This window comes from uncultured Flavobacterium sp. (assembly GCF_951805225.1).
Taxonomy (GTDB): Bacteria; Bacteroidota; Bacteroidia; order Flavobacteriales; family Flavobacteriaceae; genus Flavobacterium.
In genome coordinates this window covers 3,899,369-3,920,676 of sequence record NZ_OX638201.1, presented here as the reverse complement: position 1 = coordinate 3,920,676, position 21,308 = coordinate 3,899,369, and the positions used below count along the sequence as shown (strand labels likewise).

General features: G+C 32.9%; 17 protein-coding genes. 9 read left to right on the top strand and 8 right to left on the bottom strand.

Features of this window, described 5'->3' with window-relative positions; all coding sequences use genetic code 11:
* Positions 1-22 precede the first annotated feature (22 nt).
* The 3 genes from WN975_RS16290 (at position 23) to WN975_RS16280 (ending at position 3,784) form a co-directional block, all read left to right on the top strand.
* Positions 23-1,516: a hypothetical protein gene (locus WN975_RS16290; RefSeq protein ID WP_337967432.1), complete on the top strand. Its 1,494-nt coding sequence runs from the start codon at positions 23-25 to the stop codon at positions 1,514-1,516.
* A gap of 79 nt (positions 1,517-1,595) precedes the next feature.
* Complete coding sequence (locus WN975_RS16285; protein ID WP_337967431.1) at positions 1,596-2,288, top strand: hypothetical protein; 693 nt, start codon at positions 1,596-1,598, stop codon at positions 2,286-2,288.
* 233 nt (positions 2,289-2,521) lie between these two features.
* Positions 2,522-3,784, top strand: coding sequence for a sodium:proton antiporter (locus WN975_RS16280; RefSeq protein WP_337967430.1), 1,263 nt, complete (start codon positions 2,522-2,524; stop codon positions 3,782-3,784).
* A 108-nt stretch (positions 3,785-3,892) separates the two neighbouring features.
* Here WN975_RS16280 and WN975_RS16275 read toward each other — a convergent pair whose 3' ends face one another.
* Together WN975_RS16275 and WN975_RS16270 are read right to left on the bottom strand one after the other, a co-directional pair.
* Positions 3,893-4,552: an ElyC/SanA/YdcF family protein gene (locus tag WN975_RS16275; protein ID WP_337967429.1), complete on the bottom strand. Its 660-nt coding sequence runs from the start codon at positions 4,550-4,552 to the stop codon at positions 3,893-3,895.
* A gap of 139 nt (positions 4,553-4,691) precedes the next feature.
* The gene (locus WN975_RS16270; RefSeq protein ID WP_337967428.1) at positions 4,692-6,719 is read right to left on the bottom strand and encodes a M3 family metallopeptidase; all 2,028 of its coding nucleotides are present in this window, start codon (positions 6,717-6,719) and stop codon (positions 4,692-4,694) included.
* A 225-nt stretch (positions 6,720-6,944) separates the two neighbouring features.
* On the opposite strand from WN975_RS16270, the gene WN975_RS16265 reads away from it, so the two are divergent.
* A complete protein-coding gene (locus WN975_RS16265; RefSeq protein WP_337967427.1) occupies positions 6,945-7,613 on the top strand; it encodes a hypothetical protein in 669 nt (222 codons plus the stop codon).
* 64 nt (positions 7,614-7,677) lie between these two features.
* Here the strand turns inward: WN975_RS16265 and purE are convergent, their stop codons facing one another.
* The 5 genes from purE to WN975_RS16240 all read right to left on the bottom strand — a co-directional run bounded on the left by purE (position 7,678) and on the right by WN975_RS16240 (position 14,174).
* A complete protein-coding gene (gene purE / locus WN975_RS16260) occupies positions 7,678-8,163 on the bottom strand; it encodes a 5-(carboxyamino)imidazole ribonucleotide mutase (protein ID WP_337967426.1) in 486 nt (161 codons plus the stop codon).
* Between the two features lie 370 nt (positions 8,164-8,533).
* Positions 8,534-9,691 (bottom strand): 5-(carboxyamino)imidazole ribonucleotide synthase, encoded by a 1,158-nt coding sequence (locus WN975_RS16255; protein WP_337967425.1) that lies wholly within the window; start codon positions 9,689-9,691, stop codon positions 8,534-8,536.
* 296 nt (positions 9,692-9,987) lie between these two features.
* Entirely contained in the window at positions 9,988-10,563 is a 576-nt protein-coding gene (locus WN975_RS16250; protein ID WP_337967424.1) for a hypothetical protein, read from the bottom strand.
* On the bottom strand, positions 10,564-12,660 hold the full coding sequence (locus WN975_RS16245; protein WP_337967423.1) for a TonB-dependent receptor: 2,097 nt from the start codon (positions 12,658-12,660) through the stop codon (positions 10,564-10,566).
* 242 nt (positions 12,661-12,902) lie between these two features.
* On the bottom strand, positions 12,903-14,174 hold the full coding sequence (locus WN975_RS16240) for a sorbosone dehydrogenase family protein (RefSeq protein ID WP_337967422.1): 1,272 nt from the start codon (positions 14,172-14,174) through the stop codon (positions 12,903-12,905).
* Between the two features lie 184 nt (positions 14,175-14,358).
* On the opposite strand from WN975_RS16240, the gene hpt reads away from it, so the two are divergent.
* The 4 genes from hpt to obgE all read left to right on the top strand — a co-directional run bounded on the left by hpt (position 14,359) and on the right by obgE (position 18,120).
* Positions 14,359-14,889 carry a hypoxanthine phosphoribosyltransferase gene (hpt, locus tag WN975_RS16235; protein WP_337967421.1) on the top strand — a complete coding sequence of 177 codons (531 nt, stop codon included), beginning with the start codon at positions 14,359-14,361 and terminating at the stop codon, positions 14,887-14,889.
* A gap of 74 nt (positions 14,890-14,963) precedes the next feature.
* Positions 14,964-15,536, top strand: coding sequence for an adenylate kinase (locus WN975_RS16230; RefSeq protein ID WP_099709560.1), 573 nt, complete (start codon positions 14,964-14,966; stop codon positions 15,534-15,536).
* A 199-nt stretch (positions 15,537-15,735) separates the two neighbouring features.
* Complete coding sequence (locus tag WN975_RS16225) at positions 15,736-17,010, top strand: hemolysin family protein (protein WP_099709559.1); 1,275 nt, start codon at positions 15,736-15,738, stop codon at positions 17,008-17,010.
* Between the two features lie 108 nt (positions 17,011-17,118).
* Entirely contained in the window at positions 17,119-18,120 is a 1,002-nt protein-coding gene (obgE, locus tag WN975_RS16220; RefSeq protein ID WP_099709558.1) for a GTPase ObgE, read from the top strand.
* Positions 18,121-18,219: 99 nt separating this feature from the next.
* Here obgE and WN975_RS16215 read toward each other — a convergent pair whose 3' ends face one another.
* On the bottom strand, positions 18,220-18,750 hold the full coding sequence (locus tag WN975_RS16215; protein WP_337967420.1) for an outer membrane beta-barrel protein: 531 nt from the start codon (positions 18,748-18,750) through the stop codon (positions 18,220-18,222).
* Positions 18,751-19,063: 313 nt separating this feature from the next.
* On the opposite strand from WN975_RS16215, the gene WN975_RS16210 reads away from it, so the two are divergent.
* Complete coding sequence (locus tag WN975_RS16210; protein ID WP_337967419.1) at positions 19,064-21,208, top strand: S46 family peptidase; 2,145 nt, start codon at positions 19,064-19,066, stop codon at positions 21,206-21,208.
* Positions 21,209-21,308: the final 100 nt, after the last annotated feature.

The following is a 21,308-nucleotide window of genomic DNA, read 5'->3' as shown; positions in this document are numbered from 1 at the left end:
TAATTATTAAACCTATGAAAAAATGAAAAAAAAATACGTCGTTATTAGTTTGCTGCTTGTTATTGTAATAGCAGTTGGTTTGTGGTTATTTCTTTTAAATAGAAATAATGCTGAATATAAAGATGGTGCAGCTCCTTCGTATGCAAGCACATCATCTGAACCATGTAATTGTGAAAAAAGTTGGTTTCCTCATGAACAGACTCCAGCTCCGGCAGAAGGTGACGGAAGTCCGTTTGATAGTGAAACGACTACAAACTGTGATTTTCACCAATGGTCGTGGCAAAAGTTTTTGTGGGTAACAAAACCATTGCCAAACGGAAATCCATTCTTTTTAGATTCTCTGGATTTGGTTAGCCCGCAAATGGAAAATGTTGCGCCAGAATTGGGACTTAAATTTGTTTTGAGTTCTATTAAGCAAGCTGGTTTTAGCGGTATTTTGCATTCTAATTCTAAATATAATAATGTCGCAGATACGGTTTATTATTCTATTCATATTAATAATTTGCTAAAAGACAAGGCTGTTTCAATGGCTTCTTTAATCAACAGCGGGAAATTACCGGTTTCTAATTTAGAGACATTTCCGGTTGGTGCTTTAGAATTAAAAGCTTCCTGGATTAATATTGATGCAATTGCCAAAGCGCAACAACAAGATTATTTTACAACTAAGGCAGCTGTTCAAAATAGCAAAGGGAAATATGTTCAAAAAACTGTTGCATTATTAGGTATGCATGTAGTTGGAGTTGTAAAAAATCATCCTGAATTTATCTGGGCAACTTTCGAACATAAAGATATGGCGCCTGTTTATGATAAGAAAAACAATTCGGTAACGTCTGTAAACGAAATGTTGTTTTATGAAAAAGGAACTACTTCTGGCATAAATGGAATTAGATGGGATACTATCACGAAAAAACCATTTCTTGAAAATAAAGCTTTTATTCTTTATGAATATGGTGTGCCAAAGGATTTAAACACTGGTTTATTTATGAAAACAAGCCAGAAAGAACCTGCTAATTTTAATAATATCGAGGATATTAATAAATGTGTAGCAGCTAATTTGAAAGATGTTTTTAGAAATTACTTTTATAATGGTTCTATCTGGTTAGATTTTGACGGAGTTTCTTCTGAAAATCAAAAGAAAGCAATTGTAACAAAAAAACTCTCAAGCGCGCTTCCTGATTCGTTAGCCAGAGGTTCAGTTAATTTGGCAAACATTACGATGGAAACTTATACGCAGACCTTTCAGAAAGATATAGATAGTATTGCTAATAAGAATTTGGCAAATTGTTTTTCTTGTCATAAAGCTGAAAACTTTGATAAAAAGAGACCAGGAAAATCTCCTTTGTTTTTAAGTCATTTATTTGGAGATTATTTACTATTTACCAAACCACAAGTAGTTTCTACAGGTAAGAAAGCCAATAATTTAGATAACTCACGTGCGAAACGTATTAAGGAAATAGAGAGATTAAAAACACAACAACTTTTAGATTTTATCAATGCTGAAAAGCAAAAAAAATAAACTCTAAGTATTTCGTAAATAATGCAAAGCGGAATCCGAAAAGCTTATGAGTAGGGATAAATAACCAAATTTATAAATCATGTCAAATTCAGGAACTAATTATACTATTTATTTAAAAAATGAAAGTAGTAACAATCAAAATTTCTGGGCTTTTTTACAGAAACCAGAAGGACTTCCTAATAGCGGCGTTTATGCACATTCATCTGCTTATCTAAATGTGTCTCCAGATTATGGAGCAATAAATAAGTTCGATATTCCTCTTCAATACTCTTTGGGAGCTGGTGCATCAAATCAAGAAGTAGGTTTAGGAGCTCAAATTGATTCTAGTATTATTTTACATGCTAATGTAAAAGAAACTTGGGAAACTCAATATGCTACTATACCTCCTTATCGAGGACCATCTTTGAATAGTGAACAAGGTCATCAAGCTTCTGATAATAGTATAACTTTAATGACTAATTCTTTTGATCAGGAGAAGAATGAAGGTGGAAAGTGGTACAGTAATGCAAGCTTTGGTATTCAGACTCAAGTTGGATTTTTGGGAGTTACCTGGTCTCCATATCCAAATGAGCAACATGTAATTACTCCAAAATTTTCATTCTATATTTCTACTGGTTCTTTTCAAAGTGATAAATTGGCTGATCTTACAAAGATTTCCAAAAAAGCAGCAAAAATTGAATTAAGTGATTTTAGAAATCAGGAAGTAACAGTCACATTAACAAGTAGCGGAGACTGGATCGTGCAACCAGGAAGAGTATTGGAACGTATATAAGAACTATAACGTAGTCTTTTATAAATAAAGTCTAAATACAACCATGCATTGATTATTGTAATAAGTAAATTCATAAAAAAGTCCGAAGTATTAATTTACTTCGGATTTTTATTTTATCGGTTTCCTTTTTTTATTGCTTTTAAAGATATTGTAAGAATTGTAAAGTTATGTTAATTAAGGAAATGAAATTTTGTATTAGATAATGGAAATTTATTTTTGTAAAAATCACTTTTATGGAATTATACTACACCTTTTCAATACTAATTGTATTGGCCTCTTTCTTCGCCTATTTAAATTTAAGATTTTTAAAGCTTCCCGGAACTATCGGAATAATGATTATTGCAATGTTAGTTTCAGTAGGAATTCGTCTTTTAGGAGATTCATATTTTCCGGCAACTACAAAGCATTTTTTTGAATTGATAAAAGAATTTGACTTCAACGAAATCTTAATGGGAGCAATGTTGAATTTTCTTTTGTTTGCAGGCGCACTGCACGTAAATATGTCTGATCTTAAAGAACAAAAAGTTCCTATTATGATTTATTCTACAGTTAGTGTAGTATTGTCAGCCTTAATTATTTCAGTATTGCTTTATTATATTTCACCTTTTTTAGGAATAAAAATCCCGTATATATTTTGTTTAGTTTTCGGAACATTAATTTCTCCAACAGATCCAATCGTGGTTTTGGGAGTTCTAAAACAAGCAAAAGTTCCTAAAAGAATCGAAACCAAAATTGTTGGTGAATCTTTGTTTAATGATGGAGTAGCAGTAGTAATGTTTGCTGTTGTTTTAAAAATGGCAACCGATCCTACATTTGATATGAGTTTTGGTTCTATCGCCTGGTTGTTTGCAAAAGAAGGAATCGGCGGGCTTTTATTGGGAGCTGTTTTAGGTTATACGGCATCGAGAGTTATGAAGAAAATCGACGACTATAAAGTTTCTGTTCTAATAACGCTTTCTATCGTAATGGGAGGATTTCTGATTGCTCAAAGTTTGCATGTTTCAAGTCCGTTGGCAATGGTAGTCGCAGGATTAATTATTGGTAATTACGGAAAAAAAGTAGCAATGAGCGAAGTAACAAAAGATTATTTAGAAAAATTTTGGGAACTTATAGATGAAATACTAAATGCTATTTTATTCTTATTTATAGGTTTTGAGTTGCTATTATTACCAGATTTAAACAAACAATTACTAACTGGTTTTGTGGCTATTTTTATCGTGCTATTTTCCAGAATTGCTTCTATTGTTTTACCTTGGAAGTTCTTCGATATATTTAAGATTTTCGGTATAAAATCTGCTTATAACAAAGGTTCTTTAATGGTATTGGTTTGGGGCGGAATTCGCGGAGGAGTTTCAATTGCACTTGTACTTTCTATGCCTGAAGGAGAATATAAAAACCTCTTGCTGGAAGTTACTTATATTGTCGTATTATTTTCAATTGTAGTTCAAGGATTGACGGTTGGAAAATTAGCAAAAAGAGTTTTAGAGAAAGAGTAAATAAATAGAATAAAGAGAATAGAATAAAGAGAATAGAATAAAGATTTTTGCCTTTAGAATTATTTGAAAAGAAAAAAAAGCCTGCAAAAATATTTTTGCAGGTTTTTTTTATCGTTTATCTTCTTTAGAATAATTGGAAACACCATTAATATCAATAGGATTTCCTAAAAAGCGAGGTTCTCGATTTCTCAAAACATCAAAAAAGGATTTAAAAATAGAACCATATTCTCTAAAAGTAACATATTTATAGCCATGATATTCTCCCGAATTAGCAGAATATCCAACTGATTTTATACCCAATTTCCGTCCAATATAAATTGCTCGGTTTAAATGATATTCCTGAGAAATTAAAGTTGCTTTTTTTATTTTGAAAATATGTTTGGCACGATACATTGTTGAATAAGTATCAAAACCGGCATAATCAATAAATATCTTAGTTGTATCAACTCCATGATTGAAACAGTAATTTTTCATTACCGTTAATTCATCATATTCATCACGACCATTATCTCCAGAAAGAAGAATTTTATTGATTCGGTTTGCTTTGTATAATAGAATTCCGGCGTCCAATCGGTCCTTTAAATATTTACTTGGTTGATCACCATTAATTCCTGCGCCAAAAATAATTCCTACATCATTTTTTGGAAATTTCTTAAGCGAATAATAAATGTGTTTTTTGGTTGAAGATTTCACGTAATAATTCACAGAAATGACGGAAACTAATCCAAGAATTGCAAGGCAAAGGAAGATTTTAAAATATTTTTTCACGGCTTGTATTTGTAAGATTAAGATTTAAAAATGCGAAGATAGCTAAAATTATTTCGAAGTAAAATCAATAAAAAACCGAAGCATTTCTACTTCGGTTCTAATTATCTAATATTCTAAGAAATCTAAAATTCTAAGAAGTCTAAAGAAGCCCCGCTCTTTTTAATAAAGCTTCAGGTTTTGGTTCCTGACCTCTAAAACGTTTGTATAAAATCATCGGATGTTCTGTTCCTCCTTTAGAAAGTACATTGTCTTTGAATTTTGTTGCTACTTCATGATTGAAAATTCCTTTTTCCTGGAAATATTCAAAAGCATCAGCGTCTAATACTTCAGCCCATTTATAGCTGTAATATCCGGAAGAATATCCACCTTGAAAAATGTGTGAAAAAGCAGTACTCATCGCATTTTCTTTTACATCAGGATATAATTGTGTATTAGCAAATTGTTCTGTTTCGAAAGTTTTTAAATCTGTAATATTGGTTGGATCTTGTCCGTGCCAAGCCATGTCTAATAATCCAAAACTCAACTGACGTAAAGTCGCCAAACCTTCTTGAAAACTTGCACTTTCTTTGATTTTTTGTACATATTCAATCGGAATAATTTCTCCGGTTTCATAGTGATTTGCAAACAAAGCCAAAGCTTCCGGTTCGTAACACCAGTTTTCCATAATCTGACTTGGTAATTCTACAAAATCCCAGAAAACAGAAGTTCCTGATAAACTTGGATAAGTTGTGTTGGCTAACATTCCATGTAAACCGTGACCAAATTCGTGGAATAAAGTTGTCACTTCATTAAAAGTCAATAATGAAGGTTTTGTTTCAGTTGGTTTTGTAAAATTACAAACGTTCGAAATATGTGGTCTTTCATTTACGCCATCTTTTATAGATTGATGTTTGAAAGAAGTCATCCAAGCGCCGTTTCTTTTTCCTTTTCTTGGGAAGAAATCCGCATAGAAAATCGAAACTAAATTACCATCAGCATCGGTTACTTCATAAGTTGTAACTTCTTCATGGTATTTATCGATGTCAAAAACTTCAGTAAACGTTAATCCGTATAATTTTTTGGCAACTGTAAAAGCACCATTTAATACTTTTTCTAACTGAAAATAAGGTTTTAGTTTTTCATCGTCTAAATTAAAAAGCTGTTGTTTTAATTTTTCAGAATAATAAGAACCATCCCATTTTTCTAATTGTTCGATTCCGTCCAGTTCTTTGGCGAAAGCCGTCAATTCAGCAAATTCTTTTTGAGCTGCAGGTTTTGCTTTAGCCAATAAATCATTCAGGAAAGAGAAAACTTTCTCTGGACTTTCGGCCATTCTTTCTTCCAAAACAAAATTCGCATGAGTTTTATAACCTAATAAATTCGCTCTATCGAAACGTAATTTGGCAATTTTTAAAACATTTTCCTGATTGTCGAATTCGTTATTCTGAAACGATCTTGCTCCAAAAGCAACTGCCATTTTTTTACGCAATTCACGATTATCTGCATAAGTCAAAAACGGAATATAACTTGGATGGTCTAAAGTAAATATCCAACCTTCTTTATCCTGATTTTTAGCTAATAATCTTGCTGCTTCAATAGTTCCTTCCGGTAATCCGGCTAAATCTTTGTCATCAGTTAAATGCAATTCGAATGCATTGGTTTCAGCCAAAATATTCTCTTCAAATTGTAATTTTAATTTAGATAATTCTTTGTCGATTTCTCGTAGTTTTTCCTTTTTGTCTTCCGGTAAATTAGCTCCGTTTCTGGAAAAGCTTTTGTATTTTTTATCTAAAAGTGTAGTTTGTTCCGGATTTAGATTTAATGTTTCTTTTTGATCGTAAACCGTTTTTATTTTAGCAAATAAAGCAGCGTTTAAAGTAATGTCATTTCCGAATTCAGACAATAAAGGCGAAACTTCCTGAGCGATTTTTTGCATTTCGTCACTTGTTTCAGCTGAATTCAAATTGAAGAAAACACTTGAAAGACGATCTAAAATATCACCTGAAAAATCCATTGCAACAACGGTATTTTCAAAAGTTGGCGCTTCTGGATTGTTTACAATAGCATCAATTTCGGCTTTAGCCAAAGTAATTCCTTCTTGAAAAGCCGGAAAATAATCTTCGATTTTAATTTGCGAAAAAGGCGCGGTATTATGTTTATTTATAAATTTTGAAAGTAAAACGTTCATTATGATATAATATTTTTTATTAATTGAAGTCAAATTTTTGAATTCCAAAGATAGCAATTTATAAAAATGTAATCGTCTAAACCAAATCGATTCTCGGCATAAAATCCTCTTAAATTGTGTTATAGATATGTTATTTATTTCTGTAGGCATTTTTAAAAACGTAAATTGAAAAAAATAGGATTAGAGTTATAAAATACTAATCAGAAATTGTAAAACAGAAAAACGATGAATTATCAAATTGCAATAAAGAGAATAGATACGGTTAACGAAGTAGAAGGATATTGGTCTGATGAAGATTTTGTTCAGTTATTAGAAAAATTCAATTATCCTGATGGAGCAACAGCAGACAAAGCGAGTTTGCCGGAATTATTAGAAATGGCGATTTCGGATTACGAACCAAACGAAGCTGCGGAAATAGTATTGAAATATAAGTTCCCAGATAGATTAACCGACGGACAAATCGAGCAAATTTCACACAACATGTTAATTGATAAAGTTTGTGAAGAATATCCAGAAATAGATATGCAAGGAACTTTGTTTCATATTAATCAATTGCTTTTTAAAGCTTATAATGGGAAATTCCCAAATGCAAAAGCTTCTATTGTTCATTTTTCAATGACTCCAAATGATAATGAACCACAAAAATTGACGGCTGAAAATGTACTGAAATTATTGAATAACGGTTTATCTGATAGAAATCTAATTAAGAGATTGTTCGAAAATCAAATCTCACAAAATATTCCGTTTCCTGAAGCTGAAGATATAGTTTGGGAATTAACAACAACAGACGATATAAATTATAGTTTAGTTACGTCAGAGAACTGGATAAATAAGGAAGATATAACAGAATACGAGTTTGAATCTGTCTTGGAAGAAATTGAAGACGAAGCGTAATTCAAAGAAATAAAAAGGATAAAAAAAGGCTTCCATAATTAGGAAGCCTTTTTTATATAAGGATTTATTTTTTCAAACCTTCAGATGCTTTATTAACCGCAGCTTTCAATTCTTCTTTGTATGAAATAATGGTGTCAAGTACTTTTTTATCGTGACTTCCGATGATTTGTGCAGCTAAAATTCCGGCATTTTTTGCTCCGTTTAAGGCAACAGTTGCAACAGGAACTCCACCTGGCATTTGAAGAATCGATAAAACCGAATCCCAACCATCAATAGAATTGCTTGATTTTACAGGAACTCCAATTACAGGAAGTGGCGACATCGAAGCAACCATTCCAGGTAAATGTGCAGCTCCTCCAGCTCCGGCAATAATTACCGAAATTCCGCGAGTATGTGCATTTTTACTGAAATCGAATAATTTTTCCGGTGTTCTGTGTGCCGAAACAATGTCTACTTCAGTTTCAATATTGAATTGTTTTAATATGTCGATGGCATCTTGCATGACTGGCATGTCAGAGATACTTCCCATTATAATGGCTACTTTGCTCATGTGTTTTTTTGTTTGTTTAAAACTGTTTGTTTTGTTTCAGGTTTCAAGTTTTACCGGGACTGAAAATTGTAATTGATTTTAATACATTACGCTTTCCTGTCTACGGGATATTTTTTTAATCTGTTTTTGACTAATTTACTTATGAAATAAATAAGAAGTACAACAATTGTAATTATTATAAAATTTACAATTAAAAATTCTGGATGAGAATATGTCTCAACGTAACATTGTGCATCAACTTTTCCATATACACGAAATGGAAATCCTAAGGCTAAATTAATACCATGTTTAGATATAGTTATTAATTGTACGACGAGATAAATTATGATTGTTAATCCAAAGTTTTTTAATAGTTTTTTCATTTAAATTATTACTGACCACTAATTACTCTAATAGTATTCTTAACTTCTTCTGCAATTTTTCTGGCTTCTGCCATATCTTCATTTACGATTGTAACGTGACCCATTTTTCTGAAAGGTCTTGTTTGTTTTTTACCGTAAATATGTGGTGTAACGCCATTCCAACCTAAAATGGTTTCGATGTTTTCGTAAACTACATCTCCGGAAAAACCTTCGGCGCCAACTAAATTTACCATAATTCCGGCAACTTTACTATCTGTATTTCCTAACGGAAGATCTAGAATCGCACGCAAATGATTTTCGAATTGCGAAGTATAACTTGCTTCGATAGAATAATGTCCTGAATTGTGTGGGCGAGGAGCAACTTCATTTACCAGAATATCATCATCATTGGTTTGGAACATTTCAACTGCCAAAAGACCAACGTGATTAAATTTTTCCGAAACATTCAAAGCAATTGCTCTGGCTTTTTCGGCAACTTTCGAATCGATTCTGGCAGGACAAATTACATATTCTACCTGATTTGCTTCTGGGTGAAACTCCATTTCTACTACCGGATATGTTTTAATTTCGCCTGACGGATTTCTTACCACAATAACAGCCAATTCGTTTTTGAACGGAATCATTGTTTCTGCAATACATTCAACATTTGGTAAAGTATCCAAATCAGAAACCTGACGAATTACTTTTACACCGTTTCCATCGTAACCAAATTCGGTACATTTCCAAACGAAAGGCATCTCGACTCCGCTCGATATGACAGTAGATTTTAGATTGTCTAAATTCTCAAATCTTTCAAATGGTGCGGTCGGGATATTATTATTTGCGTAAAATTGTTTTTGGATTCCTTTATTCTGAATTCCTTTTAAGGTTTTAGGAGAAGGATATATTTTCAAACCTTCGTTTTCTAATTGTGTCAAAGCTTCAAGATTAACCAATTCGATTTCGAAAGTCAAAACATCGACTTGTTTTCCAAAATTGTAAACGGTTTCATAATCCATCAAATCGCCTTGAAAGAATTTATTGCAGGCAATTTTACTCGGAGCTTCGTCGCTTGGATCTAAAACATAAGTTTGTATATCAAATTTTCGAGTGTCAAACAAAAGCATTTTTCCTAATTGTCCGCCACCTAATATTCCTAATTTAAAATCAGAAGAAAAATAATTCATTGTAGTTGTGTTTTTGCAAAGATACTTTTTAATCTTTTTTTTGCCATAAATTTGATGAATTTCATGAATTTTTTCCAATTTCAATTTTGACTACAATATAATTAGTGGAATTTTGGGGTAATTTTTTTAAAATCTGTGGCTAAAAATTTAACCGCAAAGGCGCAAAGATTTTCGCAAAGTTCGCAAAGGTTTTTAGCTGAGGTTATAAATAACAGTAAAGATCACAAAGCGAGATGTTGAAAATTTGCAGATAAAAATTCGAGCTAATTTGTGTAATTCGTGGCAAACTTTAAAAATCATTTTTCGATTTTCTTCAAAACTTCTTTGGCGACAGCTTTATAAGCGGCGGAATGATCTGCATAATCTTTATTTAAAATAATTTGCAATTCTGGATGAATCCAATCGTAGTGATTTCCTAAAACATATAAAGTTCTTATAGAATAAGCTTTTGTTGCAACTTTGACATCATTTATAAGCCAGTCAAAAGAAGCTTCTATACAATCTTGAAGATTAGTTTCGGAAAGTTGAATGCTATTTTCGTCTTTCTTATAATGTGATTTTACGAGAAGCTGAACAACTTTTGCAATTGGTCGAATGGAACTTTCATCTTTTAAAATCTTCAAATTCGAACAAAAAAAATCAAGATGAGGTTGTAGCCAAATCAATTCTTCGTAAGATACAAATTCTAAAATCCAACACGCTTTATGATTGTTTTTGTTTAATGGAGAAAAACAAATCGAAACCAGTTCTTTAAATAAAGAAGGATTTTCTAAAACATCTTGCGCAACCATAAGACGGTTTTCTCGATAAGCTTTTAGATAATTGAGTTTTGTTTGTAATTCAGAAGACATTTTATCAGGTTTTGTAGACATCTAAAATAAGTAATTTAGCGAAATAGTTCCGTAATAATTTACAGGAAGTCCCGGATAATAATATCTTGGACTTGAATTTCCGACTGCAACAGCATTGGGTAAAATCATCGAAGCATATTTTTCATCGAAAAGATTATTAATGCCAAAAGCTAAATTGGTATTTAAATTAGGAAGGATTTCAAAACGATAACCTGTTTTTAAATTGATGATATTATAAGAATCTGAATAAGCAGAATTGGCATCGTTCATTGGAATTTTATCTACAAACTGAAAATCAGCAGAAAAATAAATGCCTAAATTGGTATTTAAAGTTATTCCGGCGTTTATTTTATTCGCAGCAACTCCGGTTAGTTTATTTCCGGAATAATCATTTCCGTTATCGACAAAATCCTTAAATTCATATTTGCCTAAAGAAGCTCCGATAAAAGAATTCAAAGTAAAAAAACGATTAATGAACCAATTGTGTTTTGCCGAAACTTCAATTCCTTCGTGAAAAGTTTTTCCGGCATTTATACCTTCATATTGATCATCGCCAATTCTTTTTGCCACCAATAAATCTTTAATTTCCATTCGATAAACGGCAAATTCGGTATAAAGATTTTTATTGAAGAAATAGAATTTTCCACCAACTTCAAAATTATAACCACTTTCAGGTTTTATATTCGGATTTATATTGCCTGTACTTGTGAGAGTTTCTTCAGTGGCGGGCAATGAAAATCCTCGGCTTGCGGAGAAATATAATGTTTGTTGCTGATTTGGTTTATAAAGAAAAGACAATTGTGGTGAAAGGATTCCGTTATAACTATATTTTTCTGTTGCCGTTTTTTGAGGAAGAAAGTTTGTGAGTTCAAAATGAGTTTCGTTGTAATTTAATCCCGCTTGAAACTCAAATTTCTCAGAAAGTAAAGTTCTTATTTGAGAAAAGATATTATAAAAATGTCTCTTCTGATCTGTTTCTGTCAATTGATTTCCTTGTAAACTTCCTTGACCATTATTGGTTTTGTATAGATTCTCAAAAGTATTTCCGCTATAATTATCTGTAAAATATTCGATTCCGGCAATAAACTGATTTTCGATTTTATTGATTCTAAAGTTTCCCGAAAATTGCGTTCTGGCACCAGTTCCAAAAGTATATTGACGTAAAATATCAAAAGGGCGAGGCTCATTACTGTCTTTATAATTCACAAAAATTGAAGTTGAGTTATTCAGATTATCATTGATTTTAAAATCATAAGCCAATCCTGCCAAAGTCGATTTATATTCTTTAAATCCTTTTGAAGCAACCCAAGTTGGAGCGCCCAATTCTGGATTAGAATCAAAAACTTGTTTACTAATAGAACTCGGAATATAAGCTTTCAAATAAGTATAATTCGAAAAATAAGTAAGCTTGCTATTTTGCTTCTTAAATAATTCTCCTGCAATTGTTATTCCTTCGCGATCATAGGCGCTATTTTCTCGCCAACCATCGGTTTTTAGTTTATGATAACTTAAATTTAAACTTGATTTTTTTTCAGTCAGACTGTAATTTAAAGTATTTTTCAGTAATCCAAACGAACCAAAAACGGTACTTATTCCAGCAGTTTGTCCGTTGTTTTTTGAAAGTTGAGGCGAAATCAAAATCGCACCGCCCAAACCTGCGCCATAAATACTCGAAAGAGGACCTTTTATAACTTCGATTTGACCAATGTTTTCTAAGTCAATATCATCGATAACAGTTTCGCTATTTCCAGAAGTCAGCGGAATACTTCCATAAAAAGCTCTGATTTTATTGGTTCCATATGGAGTTCTTGCGCCAATACCACGAATCGAAATTCGCGTTGTCGTGATATTCGAAGATTGCATAAATACTCCGGGAATCGTATTAATGACTGTGCTAATATCTGTGGCATTATTTTGCGTCAGCTCTTTTTTAGATAAAATTCCTATCGAAGCGGGCGCATTCTGTAAGCTATCATTAATATGAAGGGAACTGATAACAACTTCTTCTAGTTTTTCTGTTTGAAGAGAATCTATAGGTTTGCTTTTCTGTTCTTGTGCATAAGTGTTTTGAAAAACAATTACGACAAGAATAAGAAAGCAATGTTTTTTTAGAATCATAAAAGGGTTTTGATCGATTTTTGTGCTTAATTATTTAAGGAATATAGAAGGCGAAAAAATTTACCGCAAAGGACGCTAAGATTTATCTCTTATGTTAGCTTTAGCAAACACAAAGTTCGCAAAGCTGGTTCGATACAAAGCTTTGCGAACTTTGCTTTTTTATAAAAATAACAGAAATAAATCTTAGCGAACTTTGCGGTAAAAAAAGATTACGTTTTTAAATTTCTCCTATAAACTGGAATTTACTTATTCGCCGTAACCTTCCAAATTGTGTTTCCGCTATCATCGTTTACAAGAAGCGATCCGTCTTTCATAACGGTTACTGCAACCGGACGTCCATAAACTTCGGCCGTATCAGCGTTGGCTACAAAACCAGTTAAAAAATCTTCAGGTTTTCCAGAAGGTTTTCCATTTGCAAACGGAACAAAAAGAACTTTATAACCTGATATTATAGAACGATTCCAAGAACCATGTTGTCCTACGAAAGCGCCATTTTTGTACTTTGCCGGAAAAGCATCTTTAGTATAAAAAGCCAATCCTAAAGAAGCAGTGTGAGAACCAACGGGAACATCCGGAACAATAGCTTTGGCCACTAAATCTTTGCGTTCGCCTTTTAATCTAGGATCTGGATTGCTTCCATAATATGAATATGGCCATCCATAAAAACCATTCAATTTTACACTCGTAATATAATCCGGAACTAAATCGTCGCCCAATTCATCACGCTCATTAACGGCTGTCCATAATTCTTTGTTAACAGGATTCCAGTCCATTCCCATTGGATTTCTAAGTCCGTCAGCATAAATTTTTTCGCCCGTTCCATCAGGATTAATTTCTAAAATTGCTGCACGGCGTACTTCTTTATCCATTCCGTTTTCTCCAACATTACTTCCGGAACCAACAGCTACATAAATCTTTGTTTCTTCAGGATTTGAAATTATGTTTCTCGTCCAGTGATTGTTATATCCTCCGGCAGGAAGTTCAACAATTTTGACTCCTTGGGTTTCTAACTTTAGCGGAGCATTTTTATAAGGATAACGGTATAAACCATCGGTATTGGCAACATAAAAAAAGTCTTTTAGAATTAGCATTCCAAAAGGTCTGTTTAATCCTTTTAAGAAAACTTCACGAGTTTCAAATTTTCCGTCTTTATCTGTATCTCGAAGCACTATAATTTGATTTTTACTTGTTCTTGTTCCGCTTTCCACAACAAAAATATCATTATTAGGTCCAATATAACTCCAACGCGGATTATCAAAACCATCGGCAAATTTTGTCACTGTAAATCCTTCCGGCGCTTTTGGTGTTTTGCCTTCCGGCCAGCCAAGTACTTTACTGTTTTTTGTTTTTGATTCCGTCGCGTATGGCGCAGGCAAAGTAAGATCGCCAATTGCAGTTTTTACAACTACCGAAGGCTGTTTTGAGATCGTTTCTTTCTCTTCTTTTGATTGTCCATTGCAAGCTGTTAATACAGCTAAAAAGGATATAGATAATATATTTGAAACGGTTTTCATAATGGTTTGGGGTTAAAAGTTTAAAGGAGAACAATTTAGTGAAATATTGAATATTTCAAGGAAAAAAAATGTAAATATTTAATGATATTTAACAATCTCAAAAAAATATGTGCGCACGATATTTTGATACTTACAGTTTGGTTGTAATTCTGTATCTTTGCGCATTATTTTAAACATAAAAATAATGATACAACTTCACGATAAACAATTTGTTCCATTTATTTCGGCTAAAGAAATTGATTTTGCTTTGACCAAATTAGTTGCACAAGTAGAAGATGATTTTGGAGATGATACCCCAATTTTTATTGGAGTTTTGAACGGCGCATTTATGGTTGTTGCCGATTTTTTAAAGAAATATAAAAGTCCTTGCGAGGTTTCATTTATCAAAATGTCATCTTACGAAGGAACTGAAACTACCAATTCTGTAAAGGAATTAATTGGTATCAATCAGGATTTATCCGGAAGAAGTGTTGTTCTTATCGAAGACATTATCGATACCGGAAATACGATCGAAGAATTAAAGCACCTTTTTAAACAACAAAACGTAAAGCATTTTAAAATTGCGACTTTGTTCTTTAAACCGGATGCTTACAAAAAAGACATTAAAATAGATTATATCGGAATCAGAATTCCAAATAAATTCATTGTGGGCTATGGATTAGACTACGATGGTTTAGGAAGAAATCTTGCTGAGGTCTATAAATTGGCCGAATAATTAAAAACACACACAACTATATATTCATTTAAAACTTCTTATAAACAACAGAAGTAACAACACTCACTCATATTATGATTAACATTGTTTTATTTGGAAAACCAGGAGCAGGAAAAGGAACTCAGGCTGAATTTTTGAAAGAAAAATACAAATTAACACACCTTTCAACAGGAGATATTTTTCGTTTTAATTTAAAAAATGACACAGATTTAGGTAAAAAAGCAAGAGTTTTTATGGACAATGGAGAATTGGTTCCTTGCGAAGTTACAACTGCAATGTTAATTGACGAAGTAAACAAACATCCTGATACCAACGGTTTTTTATTTGACGGTTATCCAAGAACATTAGATCAGGCAGAAGCTCTGGATAAGTTTTTACCAACAATTGGATCAAGCGTTACAGCAACAATTGCATTAGAAGCAGACGATGAAATTCTGGTAGCACGTTTATTAGAAAGAGGAAAAACAAGTGGAAGAGTTGATGATCAGGACGAAGAAAAAATTCGTGTGAGATATCAGGAATACAATGAAAAAACAGCTCCATTAATCGGATATTATAAAGAACAAAATAAGTTTCACGCCGTAAACGGTATCGGAACTATCGAAGAAATTACACAACGCTTAACGTCAGTTATAGATAATTTGTAGAAGCTAATCCAGCTGTACGTTACTAGTCCTCGCTAAAAAAACTATTTTTCTAACCTTAAAACGAGCTTCCTCCGGTCGCTGTTTTCTGGCAAGAAAAATTAGTTTTTTTAGCTCCGGGCTTTTCACTTCCATCTGGGCTATGAAATACTAGAACTGTAAATTACATTAACGAACCATTAAATAACGAATAAACCTCAAATTGGAAATACTAATAATATTTTTTCTAATACTATTAAACGGCGTTTTCTCTATGTCCGAAATTGCACTTATTTCGGCAAGAAAAAACAGATTGGAAACCGCCGCAAAAAAGGGAAATAAAAGTGCGAAGATTGCGCTCGATTTAGCCAATTCACCAAACAAGTTTTTATCTACCGTACAAATCGGAATTACCTTAATCGGAATTTTAACCGGTATTTATAGTGGTGATAAAATCACAATAGACGTAGAAACATTTGTAAGCGGATTTGCCGTTTTAAAACCATATGCACATTCAGTTGCAGTGGGAATTGTTGTAGTAGTTTTGACATTTTTCTCTTTAGTTTTAGGTGAATTATTACCAAAACGTATTGGTTTAAATTATCCGGAATCGATTGCAAAAATGGTAGCATTACCAATGAAAATCGTTTCGATTATTACCGCGCCGTTTATTTGGTTGCTAACTTCTTCAACAGATTTTTTGTTGAATGTTTTGCAGATAAAACCAACAGCAGACGGTAAAGTAACCGAAGAAGAAATTAAAGCCATCATTAAAGAAGGAACCGAAGGCGGAGAAGTTCAGGAAATAGAACAAGACATCGTGGAACGTGTTTTTCATATTGGTGACAGAAAAGTAAATTCATTAATGACGCACCGTAAATCAGTAGACATGTTACCGTTTACTGCTGACAAAGCCAAAATTAAGGAATTAGTGTTGCAGGATTTACACACCGTTTATCCGGTTTACAGAGATAATTACGATGACATTGTTGGAATCGTAACCCTGAAAAATATATTCGCAAATATCGAAAGTGATAATTTCGATTTGAATGCAATAATGATAGATGCTCCTTATTTAATGGAGCAAACAACGGCTTATAAAGCGTTGGAAAATTTCAAAAAAACAGGCGTACATTATGCTTTAGTTTCAGATGAATATGGTGTTTTTCAAGGTATAATTACTTTGAATGATATCCTTGAAGCTTTAGTTGGAGATGCATCTGATTTTTATAAAGACGAATTCCAATTGATTGAACGTGAAGATGGTTCATGGTTGGTTGACGGACATTATTCCTTGCATGATTTTCTAACTTATTTTGAGTTAGACGAATTGACAAATGATTACGAAGTAAACACCGTAAGCGGAATGATTATGACAGAGCTTTCGCATATTCCAAAAGAAGGCGAAAAGTTAATCTGGCAAAAATTTGTGCTTGAAGTATTAGATATGGATGGCGTAAAGATTGACAAAGTGTTAGTAAAAGCACTAAAAGAGTAGAGAGAATTTGTTTCAAGTTTTATTTTGTTTCAGGTTTCAAGTTAAGTGTGTTACGCCAATTTGAAACCTGAAACGTTAAACCTGAAACTATACATAAACAAAAAGAAAATGACAGAAGGAAATTTTGTAGATTATGTTAAGATATATGTTTCTTCCGGAAAGGGAGGAAAAGGATCTACACATTTACATAGAGAGAAATTTATTGAAAAAGGAGGCCCTGACGGAGGTGATGGTGGTCGAGGAGGACACGTGTATTTAGTTGGAAATAAAGGACTTTGGACACTGTTTCATTTGAAATTTGCCCGTCACATTAAAGCTGGTCACGGTGGAGATGGAGGAGGAGACCGTAGTACTGGTGCTGACGGAGAAGATAAATTTATCGAAGTGCCTTTAGGAACTGTTGTAAAAGACAAAGAAACCGGAGAGACTTTATTCGAAATTACCGAAGATGGTGAAAAAAGAATCCTTTCTAAAGGAGGAAAAGGCGGATTAGGAAACTGGCACTTTAGAAGTTCTACAAATCAAACGCCACGTTACGCACAACCAGGTTTACCGGGAGTTGAGATGGACGTAATTTTGGAATTAAAAGTTCTTGCTGATGTTGGATTAGTAGGTTTTCCTAATGCTGGAAAATCAACATTGCTATCTGTATTAACTTCTGCAAAACCAAAAATTGCTGATTACCCTTTTACTACCTTAAAACCAAACTTAGGAATTGTTGCTTACAGAGATTATCAATCTTTTGTAATTGCAGATATTCCGGGAATTATTGAAGGTGCTGCCGAAGGTAAAGGTTTAGGTCATTATTTCTTACGTCATATCGAGCGTAACTCAACTTTACTATTTTTAGTTCCGGTTGATACGCCAGACATTAAAGGTGAATATGATATTTTGGTTAATGAGTTAACTAAATACAATCCTGAAATGTTAGATAAAGAACGTCTTTTGGTAATCTCAAAATGTGATATGCTGGATGACGAGCTTAAAGCTGAATTGAAAACAGAACTTGATGTTGCTTTCAAAGATGTTCCTTATATGTTTATTTCTTCTGTTGCTCAACAAGGTTTGACAGACTTAAAAGATAAGCTTTGGAAAATGCTAAACGACTAAAACGATATGTTTTAAATATCAAAACCCGACAACTTAAATTGTCGGGTTTTCTGCTTTTAAACGAAAAAAACAAATTATTTCAGATGATTAGTCAAACAGCTAAAGTCCGAAATTTTTAGAGATTCCAACATTGAAATTTTTTCCAAAATTGAAACCAATACGTTCTTCTCTTGGAGTTCCTTTTCCTGAAAGATTATCGTAGCTTACTCCTCCAATAGAGAAATTTAAACCAAAACCTTTTTTCATGTTGATGAACAATGCTGGTGTTAAGGTTGCGTACATTCCTTTAGCATTATTTAATGTTCTATCTTGATAACCAACTCCTAAATCTGTATAGAAAGAGAACAAGTCAGAAAGAGGTGTTGAATAACGTGCAAAAGCTCCAATTGCGTATGCTTCTTGTCTTGCTGAACCTGTTTCTTTGTAGTTAGCGATTAAACCTTCAACTCCGGCAGTCCAATGGTCAGTAAACTGATATCCTACTTTTGGAGAAAATTCAAATCCTTCGTGTTTCTCGTCTCCGATTTTTTCTGATGCAAATCCAACATTTCCGCCTAATAAAATTGAGCCTTTTTGGGCATTTGCAATTGTTGCAACTAATAGTACAACAGCTAATAGTAATTTTTTCATTTTATTTTGATTAAATAATTAAGACAAACTTATATAATTAAATTTGTAAGAAATAATTTATTTTAAAATTTAATTAATGAAAGTAAATTTTTACAATTTAAATAAGAAAATATTAAACTTTAACTGTTTTTGTTTTGAATTTTAGGAGTTTTCTAAAGGAAGAATCTAAGGGAAGGAAGATATTCTTGTCTTTGTGAAATTATGAATTTCGTAAAATTGTCTTAAAAAGCATGTCGCATCTTTTGGTTTTGGCGATATGTGTTATTTTTTGTTGCGAAAATGAGTTATATTCGCAGGACTTAAACAAAATAACATGAAAAAAATAGTTTTATTCTTGACCATGTGCCTAATGGCTTTTCCTGTAAAAGCAGACGAAGGAATGTGGTTCTTGATGTTTATCGAGAGATTGAACCATAGAGATATGGAAAAAATGGGTTTGCAATTAACAGCCGAAGAAATTTACAGTATTAATCATCATAGTTTGAAAGATGCTGTTGTACAATTTAATGGAGGATGTACTGCTGAAATCGTTTCTAAAAACGGATTGGTTTTGACAAATCACCACTGCGGATATAATGCAATTGCTGAACTTTCGACTGCTGAACAAAATTATTTAAAAGATGGTTTTTGGGCAAAAGAAAGAAGTGCCGAAATGAAACCAAAATCTTTATATGTACGTTTCTTTGTTCGTATGGACGATGTTTCTAAAAGAATTTTATCAAAAGTAAATGATCAAATGACAGAAACAGAAAGAAACAAAGTTATTCAGCAAGAAATTGCTTTGATCGAAAAAGAGAATAATGAAGGTGGAAAATACACAGTTTCTGTTCGCCCTTTCTTTCAAGGAAATGAATATTATTATTTCGTTTACCAAGATTACACAGACGTTCGTTTAGTAGGAACGCCACCGGAAAGTGTTGGTAAATTTGGTGGAGACACTGATAACTGGGAGTGGCCTCGTCAAACTGGAGATTTCTCTATGTTTAGAGTTTATGCAGATAAAGACGGAAATCCGGCAGCTTATTCTAAAGACAACGTGCCTTTGCAACCTAAACACTATTTACCAATAAGTATTAAAGGTGTAAAAGAGAATGATTTTGCAATGATCTTAGGATATCCTGGAAGAACAAATCGTTGGATGCCAGCTGGTGGAATCGAGCAAAACGTTAAGTTTGCTTATCCTGCTTGGGTTGAAGGTGCTAAAACCGGAATGGATGTAATGAAAAAGTATATGGACAAAGATGCAACAGTTCGTTTGCAATATGCGTCTAAATATGCTTCGACAGCAAATTACTGGAAAAACCGTCAGGGAATGATCGATGCTTTAACAAAAGCTGGAACTGCGGAGACTAAAAGTCAGCAAGAAGATAAGTTCTATGAATGGGCAACTAAACCGGCTAACAAAGACAAATACGAAAATGTAATTCCTACGATTAATGATTATTACAGAGAAACGAATGTAAAAGCGACTCATGATAATTATTTATCTCAACTTTTACGTACTTCAAGCTATGGAGCGGGACCTGCAAATTTAGGAAACGCATTGATTGCTTATTATAATGAGAATGATGCTAAAAAAGCAGAAATGTTGCCTAAGATTAATGCAATGATCGAAAGCATTTACGGTGAATTTTATGCGCCTCTTGAAAAAGATGTTTTAACGGCCCAGTTGAATTTATATGCTTCTAAAGCTGCTGAATATGGTTTAGCTCCACAAGTTGCTAAAATGAAAGCAGAAAATAAAGGAGACTTTACTGCTGACGTTGCAAAAGCTACAGAAATAAGTTATTTTACTTCTAAAGATAAAGTATTGGCATTTATGGCTGATCCAAAACCATTGGCAATTGTACACGATCCTTTGTATATTATTTCTAATGATTTATTGACAAAATTCCGTGCAAAAACTGACGATCAGGCAAAAGCTGATGATGGTTTTGCAATCGCTTACCGCAAACTGGTTGAAGGTTTAAGAGAATCAAAATTGAATGCAATTCAATATCCTGATGCAAACTCAACATTGAGATTGACTTACGGAAAAGTTCGCGCTTTGCCTGCAGATCCACGTAATGATGCTAAAATTAATAACTATACTACTATGGAAAGTATGGTTAAAAAATACAAAGCAGGAGATCAGGAATTTGATTTGCCAAAACGTTTGTTGGAATTAAACAAAGCAAAAGATTTTGGACAATATGCTGATAAAGCAGGATATATGCCAGTAAATTTCTTGACAGATAATGATATTACTGGAGGAAATTCAGGTTCACCGGTTCTTAACGGAAAAGGAGAATTAATTGGAATTGCTTTTGACGGAAACATCGAAGCTATGGCTGGAGATGTTATTTTTGATCCAAAATTGCAAAGAACAATTAACGTAGATATTCGTTACGTACTTTGGATTATTGACAAATACGCTGGAGCTAAAAATATTGTTGACGAAATGACGATTATAAAATAATCTGATTTTTTTCTAAAAAGTAAACCCGACAGATTTTTAATCTGTCGGGTTTTTTGTTTTTTCCGCCACGAATTCACGAATTATTTTTTGACAATCTTTG

Excerpts from the sequence above, each read along its gene's own strand:
- WN975_RS16270 (WP_337967428.1), bottom strand. The coding sequence starts at position 6,719 with ATGAACGTTTTACTTTCAAAATTTATAAATAAACATAATACCGCGCCT.
- WN975_RS16215 (WP_337967420.1), bottom strand. The coding sequence starts at position 18,750 with ATGAAAAAATTACTATTAGCTGTTGTACTATTAGTTGCAACAATTGCA.
- WN975_RS16230 (WP_099709560.1), top strand. The coding sequence starts at position 14,964 with ATGATTAACATTGTTTTATTTGGAAAACCAGGAGCAGGAAAAGGAACT.
- WN975_RS16245 (WP_337967423.1), bottom strand. The coding sequence starts at position 12,660 with ATGATTCTAAAAAAACATTGCTTTCTTATTCTTGTCGTAATTGTTTTT.
- purE (WP_337967426.1), bottom strand. The coding sequence starts at position 8,163 with ATGAGCAAAGTAGCCATTATAATGGGAAGTATCTCTGACATGCCAGTC.
- WN975_RS16250 (WP_337967424.1), bottom strand. The coding sequence starts at position 10,563 with ATGTCTACAAAACCTGATAAAATGTCTTCTGAATTACAAACAAAACTC.
- WN975_RS16210 (WP_337967419.1), top strand. The coding sequence starts at position 19,064 with ATGAAAAAAATAGTTTTATTCTTGACCATGTGCCTAATGGCTTTTCCT.
- hpt (WP_337967421.1), top strand. The coding sequence starts at position 14,359 with ATGATACAACTTCACGATAAACAATTTGTTCCATTTATTTCGGCTAAA.
- WN975_RS16280 (WP_337967430.1), top strand. The coding sequence starts at position 2,522 with ATGGAATTATACTACACCTTTTCAATACTAATTGTATTGGCCTCTTTC.
- WN975_RS16285 (WP_337967431.1), top strand. The coding sequence starts at position 1,596 with ATGTCAAATTCAGGAACTAATTATACTATTTATTTAAAAAATGAAAGT.
- WN975_RS16290 (WP_337967432.1), top strand. The coding sequence starts at position 23 with ATGAAAAAAAAATACGTCGTTATTAGTTTGCTGCTTGTTATTGTAATA.
- WN975_RS16240 (WP_337967422.1), bottom strand. The coding sequence starts at position 14,174 with ATGAAAACCGTTTCAAATATATTATCTATATCCTTTTTAGCTGTATTA.
- WN975_RS16255 (WP_337967425.1), bottom strand. The coding sequence starts at position 9,691 with ATGAATTATTTTTCTTCTGATTTTAAATTAGGAATATTAGGTGGCGGA.
- obgE (WP_099709558.1), top strand. The coding sequence starts at position 17,119 with ATGACAGAAGGAAATTTTGTAGATTATGTTAAGATATATGTTTCTTCC.
- WN975_RS16265 (WP_337967427.1), top strand. The coding sequence starts at position 6,945 with ATGAATTATCAAATTGCAATAAAGAGAATAGATACGGTTAACGAAGTA.